Raw genomic sequence first — 20,115 nt, forward strand, 5'->3', positions numbered from 1 at the left:
GCACGGCGTTGCGGGGATGATTACCGAGGGTGTGTCACGGCCAATTACCAGTCTCACCGGTCAGTCACCGTCAACGGATGCGCCGCGGCCGTCCGATCGACGTCCGTCACCCGGGCAGCGTCAGCCGGCACCTGGCCCGACTTCCACCGGCGCAGCACACCCTGACGCACTTCTTCGGCCACCAGACCGAAACAGAAGTGGTCGCGCCAGTCACCGTTGATGTGGATGAACCGGCGGCGCAGGCCCTCGTAGCGAAAGCCGAGCTTTTCCACGACCCGCAGCGACGGCACGTTCTCGGGACGGATGCAGATCTCCATTCGGTGCAGCTCCAACTGGCCGAAGCAGTAGTCGGTGGCCAGCGCCACAGCCGTCGGCGTGATCGCCTTGCCCGCGAATTCCTCGCCCACCCAGTACCCGATGGTGGCCGACGACAGCGAGCCCCAGGTGATCGAGGAGACGTTGAGCTGACCGGCCAGTTCGCCGTCGTATTCGATCACGAACGGCAGCCCGCTGCCGGTGCGCGCGTGCGCGAGCAGGCTTCGGATGCTGGAACGCGTGTCGAAGGACATCGGCGCGTAGGGGCTCGTGGCCTCCCAGGTGCGCAGCCAGCTTCGGTTCTCCATCAGGGAGTGCTCGAGGTTCCTGTCGTCGCGCAACCGGATCGGCCGCAAAGTGACCGGCCCGTCATGAAGCGTCGGTAGTGCGATCGCCACAGTGTGCCCGTCTACTCAATCCCGTAATGGTGTTCCCTTAATGTAGCCGCACACTCCTACTCCAGGGTGGCGACGAACTCGTGCAGCCACGGCCGCAGGTCGGGTCCAAGGTCTTCGCGGTCTACCGCGAGCTGAACGATGGCCTTGATGTAGTCGAGGCGGTCGCCCGTGTCGTAGCGGCGGCCGCGAAAGATGACACCGTACACGCCGCCAGTGGCATCCGGGCTCGCCGCCATCTCTTGCAGCGCGTCGGTGAGCTGGATCTCGTTTCCCTTGCCGGGCAGGGTGTGCTCGAGCACCTCGAACACATCGGGGCGCAGCACGTAGCGGCCGATGATGGCCAAGTTCGACGGGGCATCCGCCGCGTCCGGCTTCTCAACCAGTCCGGTCACCCGAACCACGTCGGGGTCGTCGGTCGGCTCGACTGCGGCGGCGCCGTAGAGGTGGATCTGTGAGGGATCGACTTCCATCAGGGCGATGACGCTCGTGTTGCGGTTGCCCTGCTCGGACAGCATCTTCGCGAGCAGCGGGTCGCGCTCGTCGATGATGTCGTCACCGAGTAGCACGGCGAAGGGCTCGTTGCCCACGTGCATTTTGGCCCGAAGCACCGCGTGCCCGAGACCCAGCGGGTCGCCCTGGCGCACGTAGTGGATGTCGGCGAGGTCGGTGGCGTGGTTGACCTTCGCGAGGCGGCTCTGGTCGCCCTTCTTCTTCAGGATCGCTTCAAGCTCGGTCATCCGGTCGAAATGGTTCTCCAGCGCGTTTTTGTTGCGACCGGTGACCATCAGCACGTCGGTCAGGCCAGCTGACACGGCTTCCTCCACCACGTACTGGATTGCCGGCTTGTCGACGACCGGCAACATTTCCTTCGGCATGGCTTTGGTTGCCGGAAGGAAGCGCGTGCCCAGTCCTGCAGCAGGAATGACGGCCTTGGTAATTGTTGTCCCCATGGTCCCTACGATATCGGCATCTAGGATGAGATATATGGACTCCGACATCGGTCATCGAAAGCGCGCGCTCCGCGCCGAGCTGCGGGAGCGCCGCCAGAACATGACTTCGGTGGAGCGGGATGCAGCCGCAGCCGGCCTCACCCAAAACCTGCAGAGCATCACCCTGGACCTCTCGGCCCGGTCGATTTCCTGTTACCTGTCGAGCCGCAACGAACCGGACACCCGGCCGTTCGTGAACTGGGCGGAGGCCCAGGGAATCCGTGTGCTGTTCCCGGTCTCCCGAGATGATGGCCTGCTCGACTGGACCGTGGGCGAAGACCAAACCGAGTTCGAAGGCCTGTCAGGGGCCCCCGAGGCCGCCGGCAGCCTGCTGGGACCGATCGCGATCAATGACGTCGACCTGATCATCGTGCCCGCCGCCGCCATCGACGCGTCCGGCCTGCGCATGGGCTGGGGTCGCGGCTACTACGACAAGACCCTCGGCTCGATGGATAAGTGCCCTCCGGTGTACGCCGTCGTCTTCGACAACGAGTTCGTCGACGAGGTGCCCCGCGAGGTGCACGACCAGCCGGTCGACGGCCTGGTCACCCCCACGCGCATCATCGCGTTCTAACCTTCACCCACTCCTCTTTTCCACAACTGCCCGTTCCACGAAAGCCATTTCACAATCGGAGATTCCGGCCCTCGAGCCGGTTCCCCCATCGGAGTTCCAGTGCCTACCTATTCCTACCGCTGCACCGAGTGCGACACCGCGTTCGACATCCAGCAAGCCTTCACCGACAACACGCTCACCGATTGCCCCACCTGCGGTGGCAAGCTGCGCAAGGTCTTCTCATCGATCGGCGTGACCTTCAGCGGGTCCGGCTTCTACAGCAACGACGCCCGGTCAGATGCGAAGCGCTCCCTCGAGCGCTCGTCGAAGACGTCGGACACGAAGTCCGAGACCAAGTCGGGCGACGCGGGTTCCAGCTCCTCCAGCTCCTCCAGTTCTTCCAGTGAGAAGTCCGCAGCCCCCACGAAGGACAGCTCGGCCCCCGCGGCGAAGGCCACGGCCAGCAGCAGCACCTCCGCGCCCGCCACGAAGTCTTCATAACCCTCCACTCTCATCCTTCGCCTGTCCCGGCGCCGAAACACCACCGGAGTATCTCCATGATTCAGGGCTTCAAAGAATTCATCATGCGCGGCAATGTCATCGAGCTGGCCGTCGCCGTGGTGATCGGTGCAGCGTTCACGGCGGTGGTCAAAGCCATCGTCACGGGCATTTTCAACCCGCTCATCGCGGCGATCTTCAATTCGGAGAGCCTGGCCGGCACTATGGTCGTTGAGCTTCCGGGCGGCGGGGAGCTGTCGTTCGGGATCGTGCTGGCCGCGGCCATCCAGTTCATGCTGGTCGCGGCCGTCGTCTATTTCGTCTTCGTGATGCCGCTCAACCACGTCAAGCACGCCCAGGAGCGCCGACGTGCAGCCGGGCTTCCCACCCCCACCGAGGCAGCCGCCCCGGAGACCGAACTCGATCTTTTGATGGAGATCCGCGACCTGCTGGCCTCCGGCGCCACCATCGAGCAGGGTCCGAAGCACACCCTTTAGCCGGGCGAGTCCCGACCGCACGGCGGGGCGCTCGCACGCTGATTCCGCCCGGTCCTGTGGACGTGGGACACGACCGAGGCGCGGGCGGGTTGTGGCCAACTCAGGAGATACGTGCGGCCACGCCGAACATCCACTCTGGTTCCGCGCTGGTGCGTGACGGCCGGTGCGGGCGGGCGACGGATGTCCTGAGGTAGCCACACGAGCACGCTCGGCTCAGACCAAGCCGACTCAGTGCAGCCCGAGCCGACTCAATCCGCCCGACCCCCGGGAGAGTCAGGCAGTCGCGCAACGCCTGCGGCCTACTACCAGTGCGGCGGACGGTCCTGTCGAAGCCGGTCGTCGTTGACACCATGGGTTCCCGGTCCACCAGGCTTGGCAGGCACGATACCGCCCTCCTCGCGCAGGACCGGGGGATGTGGATTCGGGTCGGTGTCAGGGGCCGGCGTCAGTCGGGCGCGCCGCGAGATGCCGACCGACTTGACGACCGATTGCCGGGGTACGACGACCGCCGACGTCCGGGCCGCGGCGGATGCCGACGTTCGGGGTTCGGGTTCGGCAGGACCGAGACGCGCGTCAGCCCCCACGGGTTCCCGACGCTCAGACACCAGGTCGGCGCACCGTGCCGGATGGACCAGGCGCGGACGGACCATGCGGTGCCGAACCACGGGGCGCTGAGCCGCCGGCAGCTGGCGGCACCGCCACCCCAGCGAGGGCGGCCACCCGCGCGGCCACCGCATCCGGGTTGCTGAACAGTTCGAAGCTGTGCACACGCAGATAGTGCCAACCGAGACGGCGCAGTACTTCGGGGCGGAGCCTCAGGGACTCGCGCAGGCTCGACCGTCCGACGACGGCATCCGTTTCGACCACGACGGCGCGGCCCGCGTGCGAGCCGGCCAGGGCCAGCTTGCCGCGGTGCCCAAGCGACACGGTGAGGCCGAGCCGCTCGAGCCGGTGCGCCAGGTCGACCAGCATGGCCTCGCTCGCGTCGGGAACCTGTGCCTCGTTGCGGCGGGCCTCGGTCTCGCTGAGCACCTGGGAGAGAGCGAGGATGCCGTGACGCTGGCGGTCCGCATCGATGTCGGATGGGCGGAAGCAGGAGACGATGTCCATGGCACGGCGGGCGCGGGTCATGCCGATGGCGAGGAGCCGTTCACCGCCCGGTTCGCCCAGTGATCCGAAGTTCGTCAAAAGCCGGCCATGCGGGGTGCGGCCGTAGCCGATGGAGAAGATCACGCGGTCGCGGCTCTGCGCCACGGCCTGCTCGAGAGTGAGCACCGTGAACGGCTCGGCGCGGTCTTTCAGGATGAAGTCGGAGAGGTCGGTGCGCTTGGAGAAGGCGGAGAGCACGGCCTGATGCACGCGCACGGAATGGCGCGCGCTGGCCGTGATCACCATGAGCGATTCCTTGGGGCGTTTGACGGCGTGGTCCATGACGAGTTCGACGACCTTGGCGACTTCGGCGTCGACACTCTCCACGGCCCCGGAGTCCGCGTCGGGCATGCCGTGCCCGCCGGCGACGTAGTTGATGGTGAGGCTGCCGTGGCCGAGGTAGCTCCCGGCCCACGGCAGGGAGTCGATCCGCCCGCCATAGAAACGGTGGTTGACCAGTTCCGCGAGGTCTTCGCCGCCGGCGCGGTAGCTGCGGGTGAGCGTGAGGGTCGGCAGCAGCTCGCCGAGCCGGGCGAGGGCCGAGTCGGCGTGCAGAGCGTCGACGTTGGTCTCCTGCGCCGCGCGTTCGTCGGCCGTGGCCGTGATGCCGGTCTCGAACGATGATGGCGTCTGCGTGACCGGGTCGCCGAACGCGACGATCTGTCGGCCGCGACGGATGGCGCCCACGTTCTCGGCCAGGGTTGTCGCACCGGCGTCGACGAGCAGCACGGTATCGAAGCTCATCAGGTCGTCCAGTCCCGCAACCTCATAGGGCGAGGCCAGCCAGACCGGGGCGAGCACGCGGCCCAGATGCGGGGCGGCCTTGTGCAGTCGGGTCGGCGTGGCCCGGTCGGCGCGCAGCAGGCGCCTCAGGTTGTCGGCCTCTTCGGGCCAGTCGACAACACCGATCTTCCAGGTCTCGGAGAGCAGCCAGGCCAGCAGCTGCCCCGTGGTCGAGGCGTGAGCCTCGTCGACCAGGCGGAAGTCCGCTTCGAGCCGGTCGAGCACCTGGGTGTTCGCGTTCAGGAGGGCCTTGTCACCGCTGAGCATGGTTTCGAGAACGGACTGCCACCAGGCGAGCTCGAGCTCGTCGGCGACGTCTTTCTCGGACACATGCCGCTGGGCCAGGTCGGTCATCAGCGGATCGAGATTGTGCTCCCGCAGGGTGGCCAGCAGGGCGGTGCGTTCGTGAAGATTTGCGAGCACCTCACTCTCTGCGGCCAGCCCGGAGATGGCGTGGATCAGTTCCTTGACCGGGCGGTTCGACAGCTGGCGGGTCGTTCCGGCCGCGCCGAGCGGGATGTCGAGGCTCGCGAGGTCTTCGGAGACGCGCTGGTAGGCCACGTGCACATCCGAAATGCCCACCGGAACCTCGGGGGTGACACCAGCCACCACGAACCGCTGCCACAGGGTGCGCTGCTGTTGGATACGACGCAGGCTCTCGTTCATGTCGCTCACGTGCACGCCGGGGCGCAGGTACTCCACGGCGAGTTTGCGCAGGCGGCGGCGGTTGGCGCCTGTCATGTCGGGCGACTCCCGACGGGACGCGGTCGCCGTGATCAGTTCGGTCAGCGACCGGTCGAACACGGCGGGCTGGAACTTGTCGAGCGTTTCCCGGATGTCCAGCAGGAGGCGCAAGTACACACCGAGTTCGGCGATGGTTTCGAACGGGCGCAACCGGGTCTGGCCGACGAGTCCGGCGGCGCGCTCGAGCAGGCGGGGCAACTCGACCTGGTTGACGCGTTTGGCGAGCTGATGGGCTCCCGAGGCGTCGGCCGGGGAGGTGAAGGAGGCTCCGTACCAGGGCGAGTCGCCGGGTCCGTAGCGGAACTCGCCGAGCGCAGCGGCTTTGATCAGAGTGGCGGCGGCGAGTGGCCGGCCCTGGGCCAGACGCTCAAGCGCGTTGCGGTCAAGGCGGGCCGTGGTCGAAGGCGGGGACGGCAGCTGCGCGAGACGCGCCAGCTCGCCGAGGGCGTCGAGCACGGACACCCCGAGGGCCGGGTCGCGCCGGGTGAGCGCCGACCGGTAGTCGAGCAGCACCTTGCGCAGGCGCACGAGCGCGTCATCCACGTCGCCGACCATGGGCTGGGTGGCCTTCTCGTTGCGGGTGATCGACTGGATCAGGTCCCGGCGCAGGGTGCGTGGGGTCACGGCGACCCCGGGCAACCCGACCTGCACCAGGCGGTGTGCGATGCCGTCGAGGCTGGAGCGGCGGGCGCTGACCACGAGCACGCGCTTGTGCTGCGCGATGAGCGAGCCGATCGCGTTCACGATTGTCTGAGTGCCGCCTGTCCCGGGGAGCGTCTTGACGACCAGGGAGTTGCCCGCCGCGATCTGCGCGACAACGTTCTCCTGCTCGGAGTCGGCGTCGAGCAGCAGGGTGTCGGTGGCCGGGGGACGGGAGTCCTGACCGATCGGGACGACGGGGTTGTAGGCGGTCTCGATAGCGCGGCGGGCGTTGTTGTTGCCGGCGACCGCGTCGAGCAGAGGATGGTCCAGCTCGGCTGCATCCGCGGCGAGCGCGCGCCCCACGTCGGCGAACGAGGACGCTACGAGGCGCGGCACCACGTTGAACCAGGGCAGGTGCGAAGTGAGGCCGCGCAGGCGGTCGATCACGGGCTGCGGTTTGAAGGCGCCGTTGGTGACGGCCAGTGCCACGAACGCGTCGGCATCCAGGACGATCTGAAACTGGTCGTTCAGTGCGCGCGCCAACTCCGGGTTCAAAAACGGCTGGCCCTTGAGCTTGAGTTCGAAGTCTCGGCCGTACCGGCGGATCGCGAGCGGGCGCAGCAAAACGGGAGCGCTGTAGTCCACGTCGTTGTGACGCCACTCGGCAAGGCCGATGGCAAGGTTCACCGACTCGATGCCGCGCATGGAGCGCAGTTCGATGCCCTTCTGGGTGATCTCGCCGGCCGCCAACCTGGCGTTCCGCAGGGCGAGCTCGTCGCGGATCAGGTTGGAGAGCAGAGTCGTCTTGCCGGTGATGAACTGGGGCAGGCCGCCCGGGTGCGTGGCACTGAGTTCGATGCGGGTGCGGGGGCCGTCGCTGAAGTGCAACAGCGGGGAACGGCCACCCACCTCGGCGAGTTCGTCGCGCCAGCGCTGCCAGACCGGGTCGGCCACATTGCCCACCGTGAGGGACGGATCGCCCAGGCTGACCGCGTGCGCAGCCACGGAATTGTGCGGGTCGGCAGACGGAGCATCCTGAATCTCCGTCAGGAAGCCGTCGTCATCTAGTTTCTTATCGAGGCGCCACACACTCGACACCATAAGCCAATCACCTCCGATTCCCCGGCAAGCGGCCCGGGATTGCGGGGATTCGGGCCCGAATTGACCTAAATCGGGGCTTCCGGATGCGCGTGTGGCCTCGTTCGATTCCGCTTGCGAGAATGGTGCAATGAAACTACCCCTCGTCGAACTCCACCTGCACATCGAGGGAACTCTGGAACCGGAGTTGCTCTTCGAGCTGGCCGAGCGGAACGCGGTCACGCTGCCGTGGGCCTCGCTGGCGGAACTGCGCGCCCAGTACGATTTCACCGACTTGCAGTCGTTCCTGGATCTCTACTACCGGGCGCTGGACGTGCTGCGGGAACGGGTCGACTTCACCGATCTGACCTGCGCCTACCTCGCCCGGGCGCGCACCGCCGGGGTGCGGCACGCGGAGATCTTCTTCGACCCGCAGGCGCACACGAGCCGGGGAGTGCCGCTCCGGACGGCCCTGGCCGGGGTGCGCGACGCACTGGAGCGGTCAGTCGACGAGTGGGGCATCAGCACACAGCTGATCGTGACGTTCCTGCGCGACCGACCGGCCGACGAGGCGCTGCAGATCCTGCGCGAGATCCTTGCCGGCGAGATTCCGATCGACGGCATCGGCCTGGACTCGGCCGAGGTCGACTATCCCCCCGAGCTGTTCACCGAGGTCTTCGACCTGGCCCGTGCCCACGGTCTACGCCTGGTGGCGCATGCCGGCGAGGAGGGCCCGCCCGACTACGTCTGGCAGGCCCTCGACCTGCTCGGCGTGGAGCGCGTCGACCACGGCATCCGCAGCCTGGAAGACGAGGCGCTCCTCGACCGGCTCGTTCGGGACCGCATCCCGCTCACCGTCTGCCCGTTCTCGAACGTGCGACTGCGCGTGATCGACACCCTCGCCGATCACCCGATCGTGCGGATGATCGACCGCGGGCTGCTCGTCTGCATCAATTCCGACGACCCGGCCTACTTCGGCGGCTACATCGACGACAACCTGGCCGCGCTCGATGCAGAATTCGGCCTGGGCCCGGACCGGCTCGCCCTCCTCGCCCGGAACGGGATCGAGGCGTCGTTCTTGACACCCGCCGCGAAGGCGGCCCTGGCCGACGAGGTCGAGACCTGGCTGGCCACCCAGCGGGAGGCGGCGGGGCCGGCTACAGCCATCCGTTCTTCTTGAACACTCCGTAGAGGCCCACGCCCATCACCAACATCAGGGAGAGGGCGAACGGGTAGCCGAACACCCAGCTGAGCTCCGGCATATGCGTGAAGTTCATGCCGTAGATGGTGCCCACGAGAGTCGGGGCGAAGAGGATAGCCGCCCAGCTGGAGATCTTCTTGACCTCTTCGCTCTGCGCCAGGCTGGTCTCGGACAACCGACGAGTCTCCTCATTCTGGCGCTGGGTGACAAGCGTGCTGTGCACCGTGAGGGCATTGTCGAGGAGCTGGCGGAACGCGTCGCCGCGCTCCACGACCCGCAACGTGTGGTCGAGTACGTCCCGCAGGTGATGGTTGAGTTCCGCGGGGACCTGGTGGGTGGCGAAACCCTTCTGCAGTGACTCGAGCATGCCTACGAGCGGCTGCGTCGCGCGCTGGAACTCGATCACCTCGCGGGAAAGGTCGTAGATGCGCCGCGCCACGGCCTGGTCACCGTCGAAGAGCTGGTCCTCGATCTCGTCGATGTCGTTCTCCAAACCGGCGACGACCGGCCCGTACTCGTCGACGATCTGGTCGAGGATGGCGTAGAGCACGGCCTCCGGCCCGAGGGCCAGCAGCTCCGGCGTCTTCTCCATGCGCTCGCGCACCTTGGCGAGGTCTGGCGACTCGGCGTGGCGGATGGTGGCCACGAAGTCCGGTCCCACGAAGACGTGCAGCTCGCCGAACTCGACCCGTTCTTCCTGATCGAGGTAGCGGGCCGGGCGCAGCACCACGAACAGGATGTCGTCGAATCGCTCCAGCTTCGCCCGCTGATGGCCCTTCAGCGCGTCTTCGACGGAGAGGTGGTGCAGGCTGAATTCGGTCGCGACCGAGCGCACCTCGTCCGGCGAAGGCCGGTACATCCCGATCCAGGCGAAGCCGTGGTGGGCCTTCATCATTTCGAAGGTCTCGTCGAGCGACTCCGGGTTCGCCGCCCGGTGGCCGTTCACATATACAGCGTTGTCGATCAGTGCCACGCGCGCTCTCCTTAGATAACAGCTACCAGTGTCGCACCGGGGGCGTCACCCGCTGACCGGACTCCGGCGGCGGGGAGGTAGGTTGGGGGCGTGAACCCCGACCGAGCCGGCGACGTCGTGGTGGTGGTCGGCGCGCGCAGGACCACGGATGCCGCTGATCGGCTGCTACTGGCCGCCACTGCCGCGTGGGTGCTCGGCGTTGCTCCGCACTCGGTGCAGATCGAGCGCAGCTGCCCGCACTGCGGCGGACGGGACCACGGCCGGCCGCAGGTGGCGCTGTCGTTCGAGACCGGGACCGAGACCGGGACGGGGACCGGCCACCTGACCGCCTCACGACCGCTGCACGTCAGTCTCAGCCGCGCGGGCGGAGTGGTGGCCCTCGCCCTGACATTCCTCGGCCCGGTCGGCGTCGACGTCGAGACCCTGGCGGCCGTGTCCCGAGCCGGGTTCGACGCGGTCGCGTTCGGGACGGCCGAGCTCGCCGCCCTGGCCGGGGTGCCGAGCGCCGACGCCGTGGCAGCCCGGGCCCAGTTGTGGACCGCGAAAGAGGCTGCCCTGAAGTGCACGGGCGACGGGCTCCGGGTGGACCCGCGCGACCTGACCGTCGCACTGCCTGGCAGCGACGGCCCGGGCAACCCCGGCCTGACCGCCTGGCGCGGATCCGCCTTCCCTGTTGACGCCCTGCGATTGCGCGGCTTCGAGCCGGGTGCCGGGCTCGTCGGCACGGTGGCCGTGCTCGCGGAGGACGGGTTCGCCGCGGACGGGCCGACCGTGCGGGTGGTGCCGGCCGCCGACATCCGTCGGTGACACCGAACCGAACGACTCGACGCCGGCTGCGCTCATCCGTCTGCAACGGCGACAACCGTACGGACCGGCCTAGAGCTTGGGCAGCGCCGTCCGGTAGATCCAGCGGTCCACGATGCGGCGGATGTCGCTGCTGTCGGTCTGCACGGTGAAGAACTCGACGAGGTCCTCCGTGGAGACGGAACCGTGGTGGCGTGCCCGCGTGTAGGCGCGCACAGCGCCGAAGAAGACCTCGTCTCCGAGCGACCGGCGCAGCGCGTGCAGGGCCAGCGCGCCGCGCTTGTAGACCCGGTCGTCGAACATGTCGTGCGGGCCCGGGTCGCCCACCACTATGTCGCTCGGCAGCGCCTCGATCTCGGCGCGGTGCACGGCGGCGCTCGCATCCGCGGAGAGTCCCCCGCTGGCCTCCGCCCACAACCACTCGGCATAGCAGGCGAACCCCTCGTGCAGCCAGATGTCCTGCCATCGGGACACGGTGAGACTGTTCCCGAACCACTGGTGGGCCAGCTCATGGGCGATCAGCCGGTCACTGCCGTGCACACCATCGACGTGGTTGCGGCCGAAGATGGCGAGACCGTGCGCCTCGAGCGGGATCTCCAGCTCGTCGTCGGTGACCACGACGGAGTAGCCACCGAAAGGGTAGGTACCAAAGAGCCTGTCGAAGAGGGAGATCATCTCGGGGAGTCGAGCGAAGTCCACGGCCACCTCGCGGGCGAGATTGGCCGGGAAGAAGATGCGCTGGGCCACCGGCGCCGCCACCACGTCGGCACGGCGATACCGACCGATCAGAACCGTGGCCAGGTAGGTGGCCATCGGTTCCTTCACCTCGTAGGTCCAGCTGGTGCGGCCTGACCGGGTTGTGCGGGCGATCAGAGCGCCATTCGACACGACCGTGTACGGGTCTTCGCAGCTGACCCGGATGCGGAACGAGGCCTTGTTGCTCGGGTGGTCGTTGCAGGGGAACCACGACGCCGCGCCAGTGGGCTGCCCGGCAACGAGCACGCCGTCGTCCAGTTCCTCCCAGCCGACCTCACCCCAGATGCTCTTCAACGGATGCGGCGTGCCGCGATACCGCACGGTGACCTCGAACCGCTCCCCCGCTTCGATCGTCGTGGCCACCGTGATCGTGAGCTTGCGCGAGTTCTGGCTGACCTTCTGCGCCCGCACCCCGTCGACGGTGACGCGGTCCACGGTGAGGCCGTCGAAGTCGAGGCAGAATCGGTCCAGGCTCATGGACGCCAAGCCGGTCATGGTCGCCGTTCCGCGCAGCTGGTTGGTCGACACCCGGTAGTCGAGGTCGAGGTCGTAGTGCAGGGCGAGGTACCCGCCGTTGCCGTTGCCCGGCAGGTAAGGGTCGCCCGCCGAGGCAGAGCCGTGGGTCGCGCCGCCCGCGGGCAGCGCCGGCTTGGGCGGCAGGGAGGTGAGACTCTTGGCGGGACTCTTGACAGAAGTCTTGGCGGGACTCTTCGGCGGGGTGCGAGGCATGGGCATCAAGTCTGCCACGGAGGGGCGCGCCAGGGCGAAATCGGGTTGCCCGACCACACTGAGCCGGCCGGCACGCGCTCGCCGCGCATCACCAGCGAGGCAGGTCCCACGGTCGCTCCCTCGCCGATGCCGGCGGCGGGCAGGATCACACTGTGGGGCCCGAGCGTCGCCCCGGCCGCCAGGGTGACCCGGTCAAGCTGCATGATCCGGTCGTGGAACAGATGCGTCTGAACAACGCAGCCCCGGTTGACGGTGGAGCCATCCCCGATGGTCACCAGGTCGGCCTCGGGCAGCCAGTACGACTCGCACCAGACCCCGTGCCCGACGTTGGCGCCGAGGCTGCGCAGCCACACGGCGAGCGCCGGCGTTCCGGCCGCCTTCGCGGCGAACCAGGGTCGGGCGACCATCTCCACGAAGCTGTCCGACACTTCGTTGCGCCAGATGAATGATGACCAGAGCGGATGCTCCGTGGCGTCGATGCGGCCGATCAGCAGCCACTTCGCGACCGTGGTCACAACGGCGGCGACGGCCCCCGCGGCCAGCAGCACCAGGCCCGAGAGCGCAATGGTCCAGCCCACGCCGAGCAGAAGCCAGAGCGCTTCGAGCGCGGCGAGCACCCCCAGGCCGATCAGTGCGGTGACGATGACCGGCACGATGCGCAGTAGCTCCCACAGTGCACGCCAGGTGACGAGCCGGGCCGGCGGGTGGAAGGTGCGGGCTTCGTCGACATCCGTTGCCGTGCGACGCAGCCGTTCGGGTGGGTTGCCCAGCCACGACGACCCGCGCTTCGCTTTGCGCGGGGTGGAGGAGAGCACGGCGACGAGCCCGTTGCGTGGCACGGTGCGCCCGGCACCCGCGATGCCGCTGTTGCCGAGGAAGGCCCGACGACCGACCTTTGCCGGCCCGATGCGCAGCCAGCCGCCGCCGAGTTCGTAGCACGCCACCATGGTGTCGTCGGCCAGGAAGGCGGCCGGCGCGATGGTCGTCAGGGCCGGAATCAGCAGCACGGTGGACGCTTCCACGCCCGCGCCGACCTTCGCGCCGAGCAGGCGCAGCCAGATCGGGGTGAGCAGGCTCGCGTAGACCGGGAACAGCAGCGTCCGGGCGCTGTCCAGAATGCGTTCGGTCATCCAGACCTGCCAGCCGATGCGGCTGCGCACCGGGTAGTACCCCTCACGTAGGCCCACACCGAGCGCGCGCACGGCGAGGAGTACCAGTCCCGCGTAGACGAGGCCGGCGACCGGCACCGCGACCAGGGTCGCCGGGGCGGCCCGGTCGACTGCGTCGGCCAGGGTGGCGGCGTCCCCGATCGCGACGCCAACGAGCAGTGCGCCGACGAGCACCGCGGTCACGGGCAGGGCCGTCATCACGATGGCCCCGGCGGCGAAAGCGGTCAGCCAGCGGCGTCCCCGCGGCGGGCGTTCGGCCGGCCACCCCCCGTGGGCGGCGCCCACCCGGGCGGCCGGGGATCCGGCCCAGCGTTCGCCCGGTGGAATTGGTCCGGACACGGCCGAGCCGGTTTCGATCACGGCACCGGCCCCGATGCGGGCCCCGCCGAACAGGGCGCTTCGTGAGCCGACCGTGGCGCCGGCGCCGATCCGTACCGACCCGATGCGCAACACATCGCCGTCGATCCAGTAGCCCGACAGGTCGGTCTCGGGTTCGATGGCCGCTCCCGAACCGATCGTGAGCATCCCCGTCACCGGCGGCAGGGCGTGCAGGTCGACGTCGGTGCCGATGCGGGCGCCGAGGGCCCGCGCGTAGTAGCTGATCCAGGGGGCACCGGAGAGGCTCACGGCGTCCGAGAGCAGCGCCACCTGTTCGGCCAGCCACAGGCGCAGGTGCACGGAGCCACCCCGGGGATAGTTGCCCGGCTCCACCCCGCGCAGCAGCAGTCGCGCGGCGACGACGGAGACGGCCATCTTGCCGGGCGGCGTGACGAACAGCAGGAACCCGAGAGCCACCCACCACCAGGAGATCGTGGGTGCGAAGGATGCTCCACCCCAGTCGGAGAGCAGGTTGTTCGCCGCCGCAAGGTAGACCAACCATCGCGCGCCAACCAGCACGTGCAGAGGAACCCCCAGCAGGGTGAGGGCCAGCTGGCTGCGCCGGGGCACCGGCAGCACCGTGCGGCCGCTGCTCGGCGCCGTGGGCGCACGCCCGTCGAGTTCGTCGGCGAGGGACCCGATCCGGGGGTAGTCGTAGATGTCGGAGACGCGCGTGTCGGGGAAGCGCTCGCGGATCGTCGACACGAATTGCGCGGCCGAGAGCGAGCCGCCGCCATGGGCGAAGAAGTCAGCGTCCGGGTCGTCGGCCGGCACGCCGAGGATAGCGGCCCAGCCGCCGGCGAGCCAGGCCGCCGTGGGTGTGAGGGCATCCGTTCGCTCGCCGCCCGTGGTCGGCAGCGGCCAGGGCAGGGCAAGGCGATCCACCTTGCCGGAGGTGCGCGTGGGTAGCTCGTCTACGATGTGCAGCAGCGGCACGAGCGCGGCCGGCAATTCCTCGCGCAGGCGGATGTTGGCAGCCGACCGATCGAACACCGCCCCCTCCCCCTGGGCTAGGTAGCCGACCAGAACCTGATTGCCCGCGGGGGTGGTCTGCACGACCGCGGCCGCCCCTGCCACCCCGGGGAGGGCGCGCAGGGCTGCCTCGATCTCGCCCAGTTCGATGCGCCGTCCGCCGAGCTTGACCTGGTCGTCGGCACGCCCGACGAACACGAGTCCCTCACGTTCGTAGCGCACAAGGTCCCCGCTGCGGTAGGCGCGGTGCCAGCCCAGGTCGGCGTGCGGGGCGTACTTCTCGGCGTCTTTGGCGGCGTCGAGGTAGCGGGCCAACCCGACCCCGCCGATGATGAGCTCCCCCGTTTCACCGTGGGCGACGCGGGCGCCGGCGGCATCCACCACGGCCAGGTTCCAGCCGGCGAGGGGAAGCCCGATGCGCACTGGCCCCTCACCGTCGAGCCGGGCCGCGCAGGCAACGACGGTGGCCTCAGTCGGACCGTAGGTGTTCCAGACCTCCCGGCCGCGAACGGCGAGGCGGGCGGCGAGTTCGGGCGGGCAGGCCTCGCCGCCGAAGATCAGCAGACGCACCCGTTCGAGCGATTCCTCCGGCCACAGCGCGGCGAGGGTGGGCACGGTCGACACCACGGTCACCCCATGCTTGATCAGCCACGGTCCGAGGTCGACGCCCGAACGCACGAGCGATCGAGGCGCCGAGACGAGGCAGGCGCCGTTCCGCCAGGCCAGCCACATCTCCTCGCAGGACGCGTCGAAGGCGACCGACAGTCCGGCCAGCACCCGGTCCGCGGGACCGATCGGCTCCGCCTGGAGGAACAGGTCGGCCTCGGCGTCAACGAAGGCGGCGGCCGAGCGGTGCGCCACCGCGACCCCCTTGGGCACGCCCGTGGATCCGGAGGTGAAGATCACCCAGGCGTCGTCGTCGGGGGTGGGCATGGTGCCGATGGTGCCGGCGAGGGCCAGGTCGTCGCCGGGTGCGAGCATCCGTTCTTCGAAGATTTCAGCGTCGATGCCCTCGCGCACGTCGAAAACACCACCGGCTCCGATGACCCCCACGACCCGGGCCTCGCTGAAGACGAGCCGCGCTCGCTCCTCGGGGTCGTCGGCGTCGACCGGCACGTAGGAGGCGCCGACCAGGAGCGTCGCCAGAATGGAAAGGTACAGCTCCCGGGTTCCCGACGGGATCCGGATGCCCACAGTGTCGCCGCGACGCACCCCCCTGCGGCTGAGCTGCTCGGCCTGTTCGGTGACCAGCCGGATCAGGTCGCGATAGTTGACGGCGCCGTCCACGTCTTCCAGAGCCAGGGCGGTCGGATACCGCGCGGCAGTCATGAGCAGGATGTCCACGAGAGTGCGAGCGCGGGGGGTGCGGTCCCCGGCCTCGAGCACGTCCTGGCCGGGCTGAATCGGGGTCAGGGTCACGCAGGCTCCTCAGACGATCGCGGTGCCAGCCACCGCGAGCCACCAGTTTAGAACCCGGAGGTAACGGCAAGGTGTCCTGCTACGTCATCATCAACGACGCATACCGCGGCCTATCGACGCCGTCGTGGTCTGCCCGGCGGCCGGTGTGCCCGGCGGTCAGATCAGACCGTGGCGGCGGAAGGCGTTCCAGACGCCGTCGTGCCGCACCGAGGTGGTGACCTCGTCGGCGTGGGACTTGACGGCATCCGTCGCGTTGCCCATCGCGATGCCCACGCCGCAGACCTGCAGCATCTCGATGTCGTTGCTGCTGTCGCCGATTCCGAGGGCGGATACCGCGTCGAGACCGAGCCTGTCGAGCAACTGCAGAATCGTGGAGCCCTTGTTCACGCCGTTCAGCGTCACCTCGCCACTGCCCCGACCCATGTGCGGGATGGTGCCGGTGATCACATGGAAGTCCGCGCTGAGTGCGGCCGAAACGCGATCGTACGCCCGGAGGTCACCGGCGAGGAACACCGATTTCGCGATGCCCGTGTAGCTGTACGGTCGCACATTGGCAAACGCCTTCAGTTCCGGGTGGTCATCGGTGGCGGTGACGGATTCCGGTATAGCCCCGATTCCGGCCGCACGAACGCTGTCGGCCGCGTAGTACTCCGCGAAACGGTCGCGAACGCCGGGACTCGGGTACAGCTCGTCGAAGGACTGCAGGTAGAAGTCGTACCCTGACTCTTCGTAGAATCCGATCATGCGTGCCACCGCCGCCGCGGGCATGGTGCGTTCGATCACGAGCTCATCGCCGATTTCCGCGAACCCGCCGCCGGAGGTGATGGTGCCGTCGAAGCCGATGTCGCGGATCGCGGGGTAGATCTCGACCGAAGCCCGTCCGGTGCTGAGATAGACCAGATGCCCGTTGCTCCGGGCGGTGCGCACCGCTTCGACGGACGACTCCGCGACCACTGAACCGGTGTCGAGGAGGGTGCCGTCTACGTCAACGAAGGCGATGCGGGGGGAGATCATGGTGCTCCAGACAGGTGTTCTCCGGAACATTGCTTCATCGGAGGCGACCGGAATGGTACGAGCGGCAGTTCGTGTTGGTGCCCCTGGAGGGATTCGAACCCCCAACCGTTTCCTTAGGACGGAACTGCTCTTCCGTTGAGCTACAGAGGCTGGCCAGCCCAGTTTAGCGGTTGTCCGCCAGCGCCGCAGCGCCGCCACCGTGCCGCGGCAGGGGTGGCGGTTACGCCGGCGGGTATAGGAAGAGCGGGACCTCGCTGGGCGAGACAGTGCGCGTGTGGTAGGCGTGACTGCTGTTCCAGTTGTATTCCTCGAGCACAACCGAGCCGTCGCTGTTGACGGATTGCACGTACGCAACGTGGTTGTAGTTGAACCAGGCGACCGCGCCGACGACGGGAGCGTCGCCGGTAGCCCAGCCGTGTTCGGCCCACGCATTGGCCCAGTTGCTCGCGTTGCCGCCACTGGGCGTGAGGTTGCTCCATGTGTAGTTCCATGGGGAGCCGGTCGACCCGGCGTCGCGGTTGAGCCGCCAAGCCACGAAGTCCACGCATTCGCGATAGTAGTAGCCGAGGGGGGACAGCCCGCCGCCCTGATTGTCGGTGGCCTGGTCGAACCAGGGGTAGTCGTCGCCCTCGGCCCGAACGGTGTAGACCGCGAAGTTCGCGGATGCCGACCGGGTCACAGACGCTGCCGCCTCCTCGGCCTGCTTCGCGGAGAGCGCATCGGCGTCCCGCTGGGCCAGCTCTTCGGACGTGGTGGCCGTGAAGCCGTCCCTGGCCACGGTGATGGCGGTGACGCCACTGGCCACCGTGACGCCCTGCGCCTCGCCGGCGACCCGGGTTGAGGTGGCTGCGGCATCGCTTCCGGGCGAGAACGCGTAGGCCGGCAGGCCGGCGGTGAGGAGCATCCCCGGAATGGCGAGAAGGGTCACCGCGATCTTCAACGGGCGTCGGATCCGCGATGTGCGCACCGGACGGCTGATGCCGCGGGGTGCCTGCGACGGAGCCACCGGGTTGAGCCGGCTGGGCCGCGCGACGAACGAGGCGACATCGATTCCCACGGCCTCAGCCCGAGGGACAGCGACCTCTACCGAGAGCAGGGTGTCCCTGCTCACCGGCGTGCTCACGGCGGTGTCGGACTGAGCCTCGGCAGCTTCACGCTGGGCCCGCAGTTCGCGGCGCGAAAGAGGGGAAATCGGGGTCTCTGGCGAACCAGGAGTGCCGGGTACGCCGGAATAGGGCAAGAGAAAATCCTCTGTGGCACCGAGATCGGGGATCGGCGCCTTCCCAACACTAGAGGACGGGAGCGGGGAAGTCACCCTCCCGCGTTACATTTCCGTTACATCCGTCACATTCACAGATCAGGCGGCCGGCGCCAGGAATTCATCCCACTGCGGCAGCGGACGTTCAGCCCCGCGAACCACCCAGGTGGTCCCCGCCGGCAGCCCCGGGTGGAACAAAAGATTCCACCCCATCTCGGCGGGCGTGCGGTCGCTTTTGAGGTTATTGCACCGCAGGCAACAGGCCACGAGGTTGTCCCAGGTGTCCCGACCCCCGCGGGAACGAGGCTGTACGTGGTCGATCGTGCTCGCCGATTTGCCGCAGTACCCGCAGCGGTGTTCGTCGCGGCGCAGCACCCCGCGTCGGCTGACGGGCATGGCACGGGACCGCGGGATGCGCACGTAGCGCGTGAGCAGGATGACGCTGGGTCGATCCCAGGACCCGGAGGCGGCACAGATCGGATGCCCCGAGTCGGCCTGCACGATCGTCGCCTTGTGATTCATGACCAGCACGAGTGCCCGTTTGAAGGACACCACGGCGAGGGGCTCGTAGCCCGCGTTGAGGACCAGTGTGCGCATGCGTTCCCTTTCGAAAAGGGCTGGACGGCTTCCAGCCATTCGAACTACGACGGTCGGCAACAAGGGAGCGAACAGGGAACAAAAAAAGGCGCCGTCACAATGACAACGCCCGACAGGCCACGCAACGTGCTCGACACGCGCAACTCAGATTTGCTCGACTGATCCGCCGCAACGCGAAGCGGCAGCGCACATCCATGGTGTGGATCGTGCGCCGCTCGCGCATTGGCTCTCCCGAAAACTCGCAGAACATCAGAGCATCAGGTTAACCCAGATTCGGCACCCCGCGAAGCGTGGGGCGCCGAATCGGGCGGGTGTTACGAAACATTCACATTCGGATCGGTCGGGCTCAGATGCCGAGGCGAACGATCGTGTACGAGCTGGTCCAGATCGGCTGCACCCGCACCGACGCACCCTCATACGGCGCGTGCAGGATATTGCCGTCGCCAGCGTAGAACCCGTCGTGGCCGTCCATGATGACCAGGTCCCCCGGCTGCGCCTCTGACACGGGAATCTGGGTGCCCGCGGAGCCCTGCCCGGTCGAGGAATGCGGCAGTGAAATGCCGAATTGAGCGTAGACGTACATGATGAATCCGGAGCAGTCGAAGCCCGCCGGGGTGGCCCCGCCGTAGACATACGGAACGCCCTCGTACTGCATGGCGACGCTGAAAACGGATGCGAGGTCGAAACTCGGGTAGGCGGGCGCAGCCAGGTAGTCCGCCGTGGACGGCCCGGAATAGGAGGCGGCGTACGTCGTCATTGCGGCGGCCGCCTCCTGCCGGCGTTCCTCGGCGGCGACAGCCTCGGCGGCGGCTGTAGCCGCGGCCGAGGCCGCAGCGGCCAGTTCCTCGGGCGTCGTGGCCGTGAACCCGTCCCGGGCGACACTGACGGTCGCCGCCTGGGCCGCGACCGCCACGGACTGCGCGCCCGATTGGGTCAACGCGGTCGTGGCGGTGGCACCGTGATCGCCTTCGGAGGGGGCGAACGCATAGGCAGGGATCGCCATGGTCGCGACCAGTCCGCCGGCGAGGGTCATGAACACGATGTTCGCCACCGCGCCACGACGACGGGACCGTTTCGCGGAACGAGGCGGTGACGCTCGATAGTGACTGAGCTCCGCGTGCTGCGAACCGATTGTGATGGAAGCCGAGTTCGGGGCTCGACGGGACAGCTTGTTTCCTGATGCAGCCAAAGTGTTTACCT

At 68.3% G+C, this 20,115-nt stretch carries 15 protein-coding genes, 1 tRNA gene and 1 pseudogene; 5 read left to right on the forward strand and 12 right to left on the reverse strand.

Annotated features, from left to right (window positions below; genetic code table 11):
* Positions 1 to 53 precede the first annotated feature (53 nt).
* Together E3O65_RS02610 and galU are read right to left on the reverse strand one after the other, a co-directional pair.
* Complete coding sequence (locus tag E3O65_RS02610) at positions 54 to 713, reverse strand: GNAT family N-acetyltransferase (RefSeq protein ID WP_134362202.1); 660 nt, start codon at positions 711 to 713, stop codon at positions 54 to 56.
* Positions 714 to 769: 56 nt separating this feature from the next.
* On the reverse strand, positions 770 to 1,663 hold the full coding sequence (gene galU / locus E3O65_RS02615; protein ID WP_134362203.1) for a UTP--glucose-1-phosphate uridylyltransferase GalU: 894 nt from the start codon (positions 1,661 to 1,663) through the stop codon (positions 770 to 772).
* Between the two features lie 34 nt (positions 1,664 to 1,697).
* Between galU and E3O65_RS02620 the strand changes: the two genes are divergently transcribed.
* Both E3O65_RS02620 and E3O65_RS17075 read left to right on the forward strand, forming a co-directional pair.
* Positions 1,698 to 2,276: a 5-formyltetrahydrofolate cyclo-ligase gene (locus tag E3O65_RS02620; protein WP_134362204.1), complete on the forward strand. Its 579-nt coding sequence runs from the start codon at positions 1,698 to 1,700 to the stop codon at positions 2,274 to 2,276.
* Positions 2,277 to 2,375: 99 nt separating this feature from the next.
* Positions 2,376 to 2,516, forward strand: a pseudogene (locus E3O65_RS17075) (FmdB family zinc ribbon protein); the annotation flags it as partial.
* A 14-nt stretch (positions 2,517 to 2,530) separates the two neighbouring features.
* On the opposite strand, the gene E3O65_RS17080 reads toward E3O65_RS17075, so the two are convergent.
* Entirely contained in the window at positions 2,531 to 2,764 is a 234-nt protein-coding gene (locus E3O65_RS17080) for a hypothetical protein (RefSeq protein ID WP_241985625.1), read from the reverse strand.
* Between the two features lie 48 nt (positions 2,765 to 2,812).
* Here E3O65_RS17080 and mscL point away from each other — a divergent pair, with 48 nt between their 5' ends.
* Entirely contained in the window at positions 2,813 to 3,250 is a 438-nt protein-coding gene (gene mscL / locus E3O65_RS02630; RefSeq protein ID WP_134362206.1) for a large conductance mechanosensitive channel protein MscL, read from the forward strand.
* A gap of 597 nt (positions 3,251 to 3,847) precedes the next feature.
* Here the strand turns inward: mscL and E3O65_RS02640 are convergent.
* Positions 3,848 to 7,669 carry an AAA family ATPase gene (locus tag E3O65_RS02640; protein ID WP_241988655.1) on the reverse strand — a complete coding sequence of 1,274 codons (3,822 nt, stop codon included), beginning with the start codon at positions 7,667 to 7,669 and terminating at the stop codon, positions 3,848 to 3,850.
* Positions 7,670 to 7,796: 127 nt separating this feature from the next.
* Here E3O65_RS02640 and E3O65_RS02645 point away from each other — a divergent pair, with 127 nt between their 5' ends.
* Positions 7,797 to 8,825 (forward strand): adenosine deaminase, encoded by a 1,029-nt coding sequence (locus E3O65_RS02645; protein WP_134362208.1) that lies wholly within the window; start codon positions 7,797 to 7,799, stop codon positions 8,823 to 8,825.
* Here the strand turns inward: E3O65_RS02645 and E3O65_RS02650 are convergent.
* Positions 8,803 to 9,819 carry a magnesium and cobalt transport protein CorA gene (locus tag E3O65_RS02650; protein ID WP_134362209.1) on the reverse strand — a complete coding sequence of 339 codons (1,017 nt, stop codon included), beginning with the start codon at positions 9,817 to 9,819 and terminating at the stop codon, positions 8,803 to 8,805. The genes E3O65_RS02645 and E3O65_RS02650 overlap by 23 nt on opposite strands.
* Before the next feature lie 90 nt (positions 9,820 to 9,909).
* Between E3O65_RS02650 and E3O65_RS02655 the strand changes: the two genes are divergently transcribed.
* Positions 9,910 to 10,626 carry a 4'-phosphopantetheinyl transferase family protein gene (locus tag E3O65_RS02655; protein WP_134362210.1) on the forward strand — a complete coding sequence of 239 codons (717 nt, stop codon included), beginning with the start codon at positions 9,910 to 9,912 and terminating at the stop codon, positions 10,624 to 10,626.
* A gap of 69 nt (positions 10,627 to 10,695) precedes the next feature.
* Here E3O65_RS02655 and E3O65_RS02660 read toward each other — a convergent pair whose 3' ends face one another.
* From E3O65_RS02660 to E3O65_RS16955, 7 genes are all read right to left on the reverse strand, one after another.
* Entirely contained in the window at positions 10,696 to 12,108 is a 1,413-nt protein-coding gene (locus E3O65_RS02660) for a M1 family metallopeptidase (RefSeq protein WP_134362211.1), read from the reverse strand.
* Between the two features lie 5 nt (positions 12,109 to 12,113).
* Positions 12,114 to 16,046, reverse strand: coding sequence for a Pls/PosA family non-ribosomal peptide synthetase (locus E3O65_RS02665; RefSeq protein ID WP_422386395.1), 3,933 nt, complete (start codon positions 16,044 to 16,046; stop codon positions 12,114 to 12,116).
* A 156-nt stretch (positions 16,047 to 16,202) separates the two neighbouring features.
* Positions 16,203 to 17,060, reverse strand: coding sequence for a Cof-type HAD-IIB family hydrolase (locus tag E3O65_RS02670; RefSeq protein WP_166785630.1), 858 nt, complete (start codon positions 17,058 to 17,060; stop codon positions 16,203 to 16,205).
* 75 nt (positions 17,061 to 17,135) lie between these two features.
* Positions 17,136 to 17,210: transfer RNA gene (locus tag E3O65_RS02675), tRNA-Arg, on the reverse strand.
* A gap of 70 nt (positions 17,211 to 17,280) precedes the next feature.
* A complete protein-coding gene (locus E3O65_RS02680) occupies positions 17,281 to 18,300 on the reverse strand; it encodes a CHAP domain-containing protein (protein WP_134362213.1) in 1,020 nt (339 codons plus the stop codon).
* 117 nt (positions 18,301 to 18,417) lie between these two features.
* Positions 18,418 to 18,915 carry an HNH endonuclease gene (locus E3O65_RS02685; protein WP_134362214.1) on the reverse strand — a complete coding sequence of 166 codons (498 nt, stop codon included), beginning with the start codon at positions 18,913 to 18,915 and terminating at the stop codon, positions 18,418 to 18,420.
* Between the two features lie 346 nt (positions 18,916 to 19,261).
* Positions 19,262 to 19,948, reverse strand: a complete 687-nt coding sequence (locus E3O65_RS16955; protein ID WP_198411651.1) for a C40 family peptidase — start codon at positions 19,946 to 19,948, stop codon at positions 19,262 to 19,264.
* Between the last annotated feature and the right edge of the window lie 167 nt (positions 19,949 to 20,115).

The sequence above is a fragment of the Cryobacterium breve genome (assembly GCF_004402375.1).
GTDB lineage: Bacteria > Actinomycetota > Actinomycetes > Actinomycetales > Microbacteriaceae > Cryobacterium > Cryobacterium breve.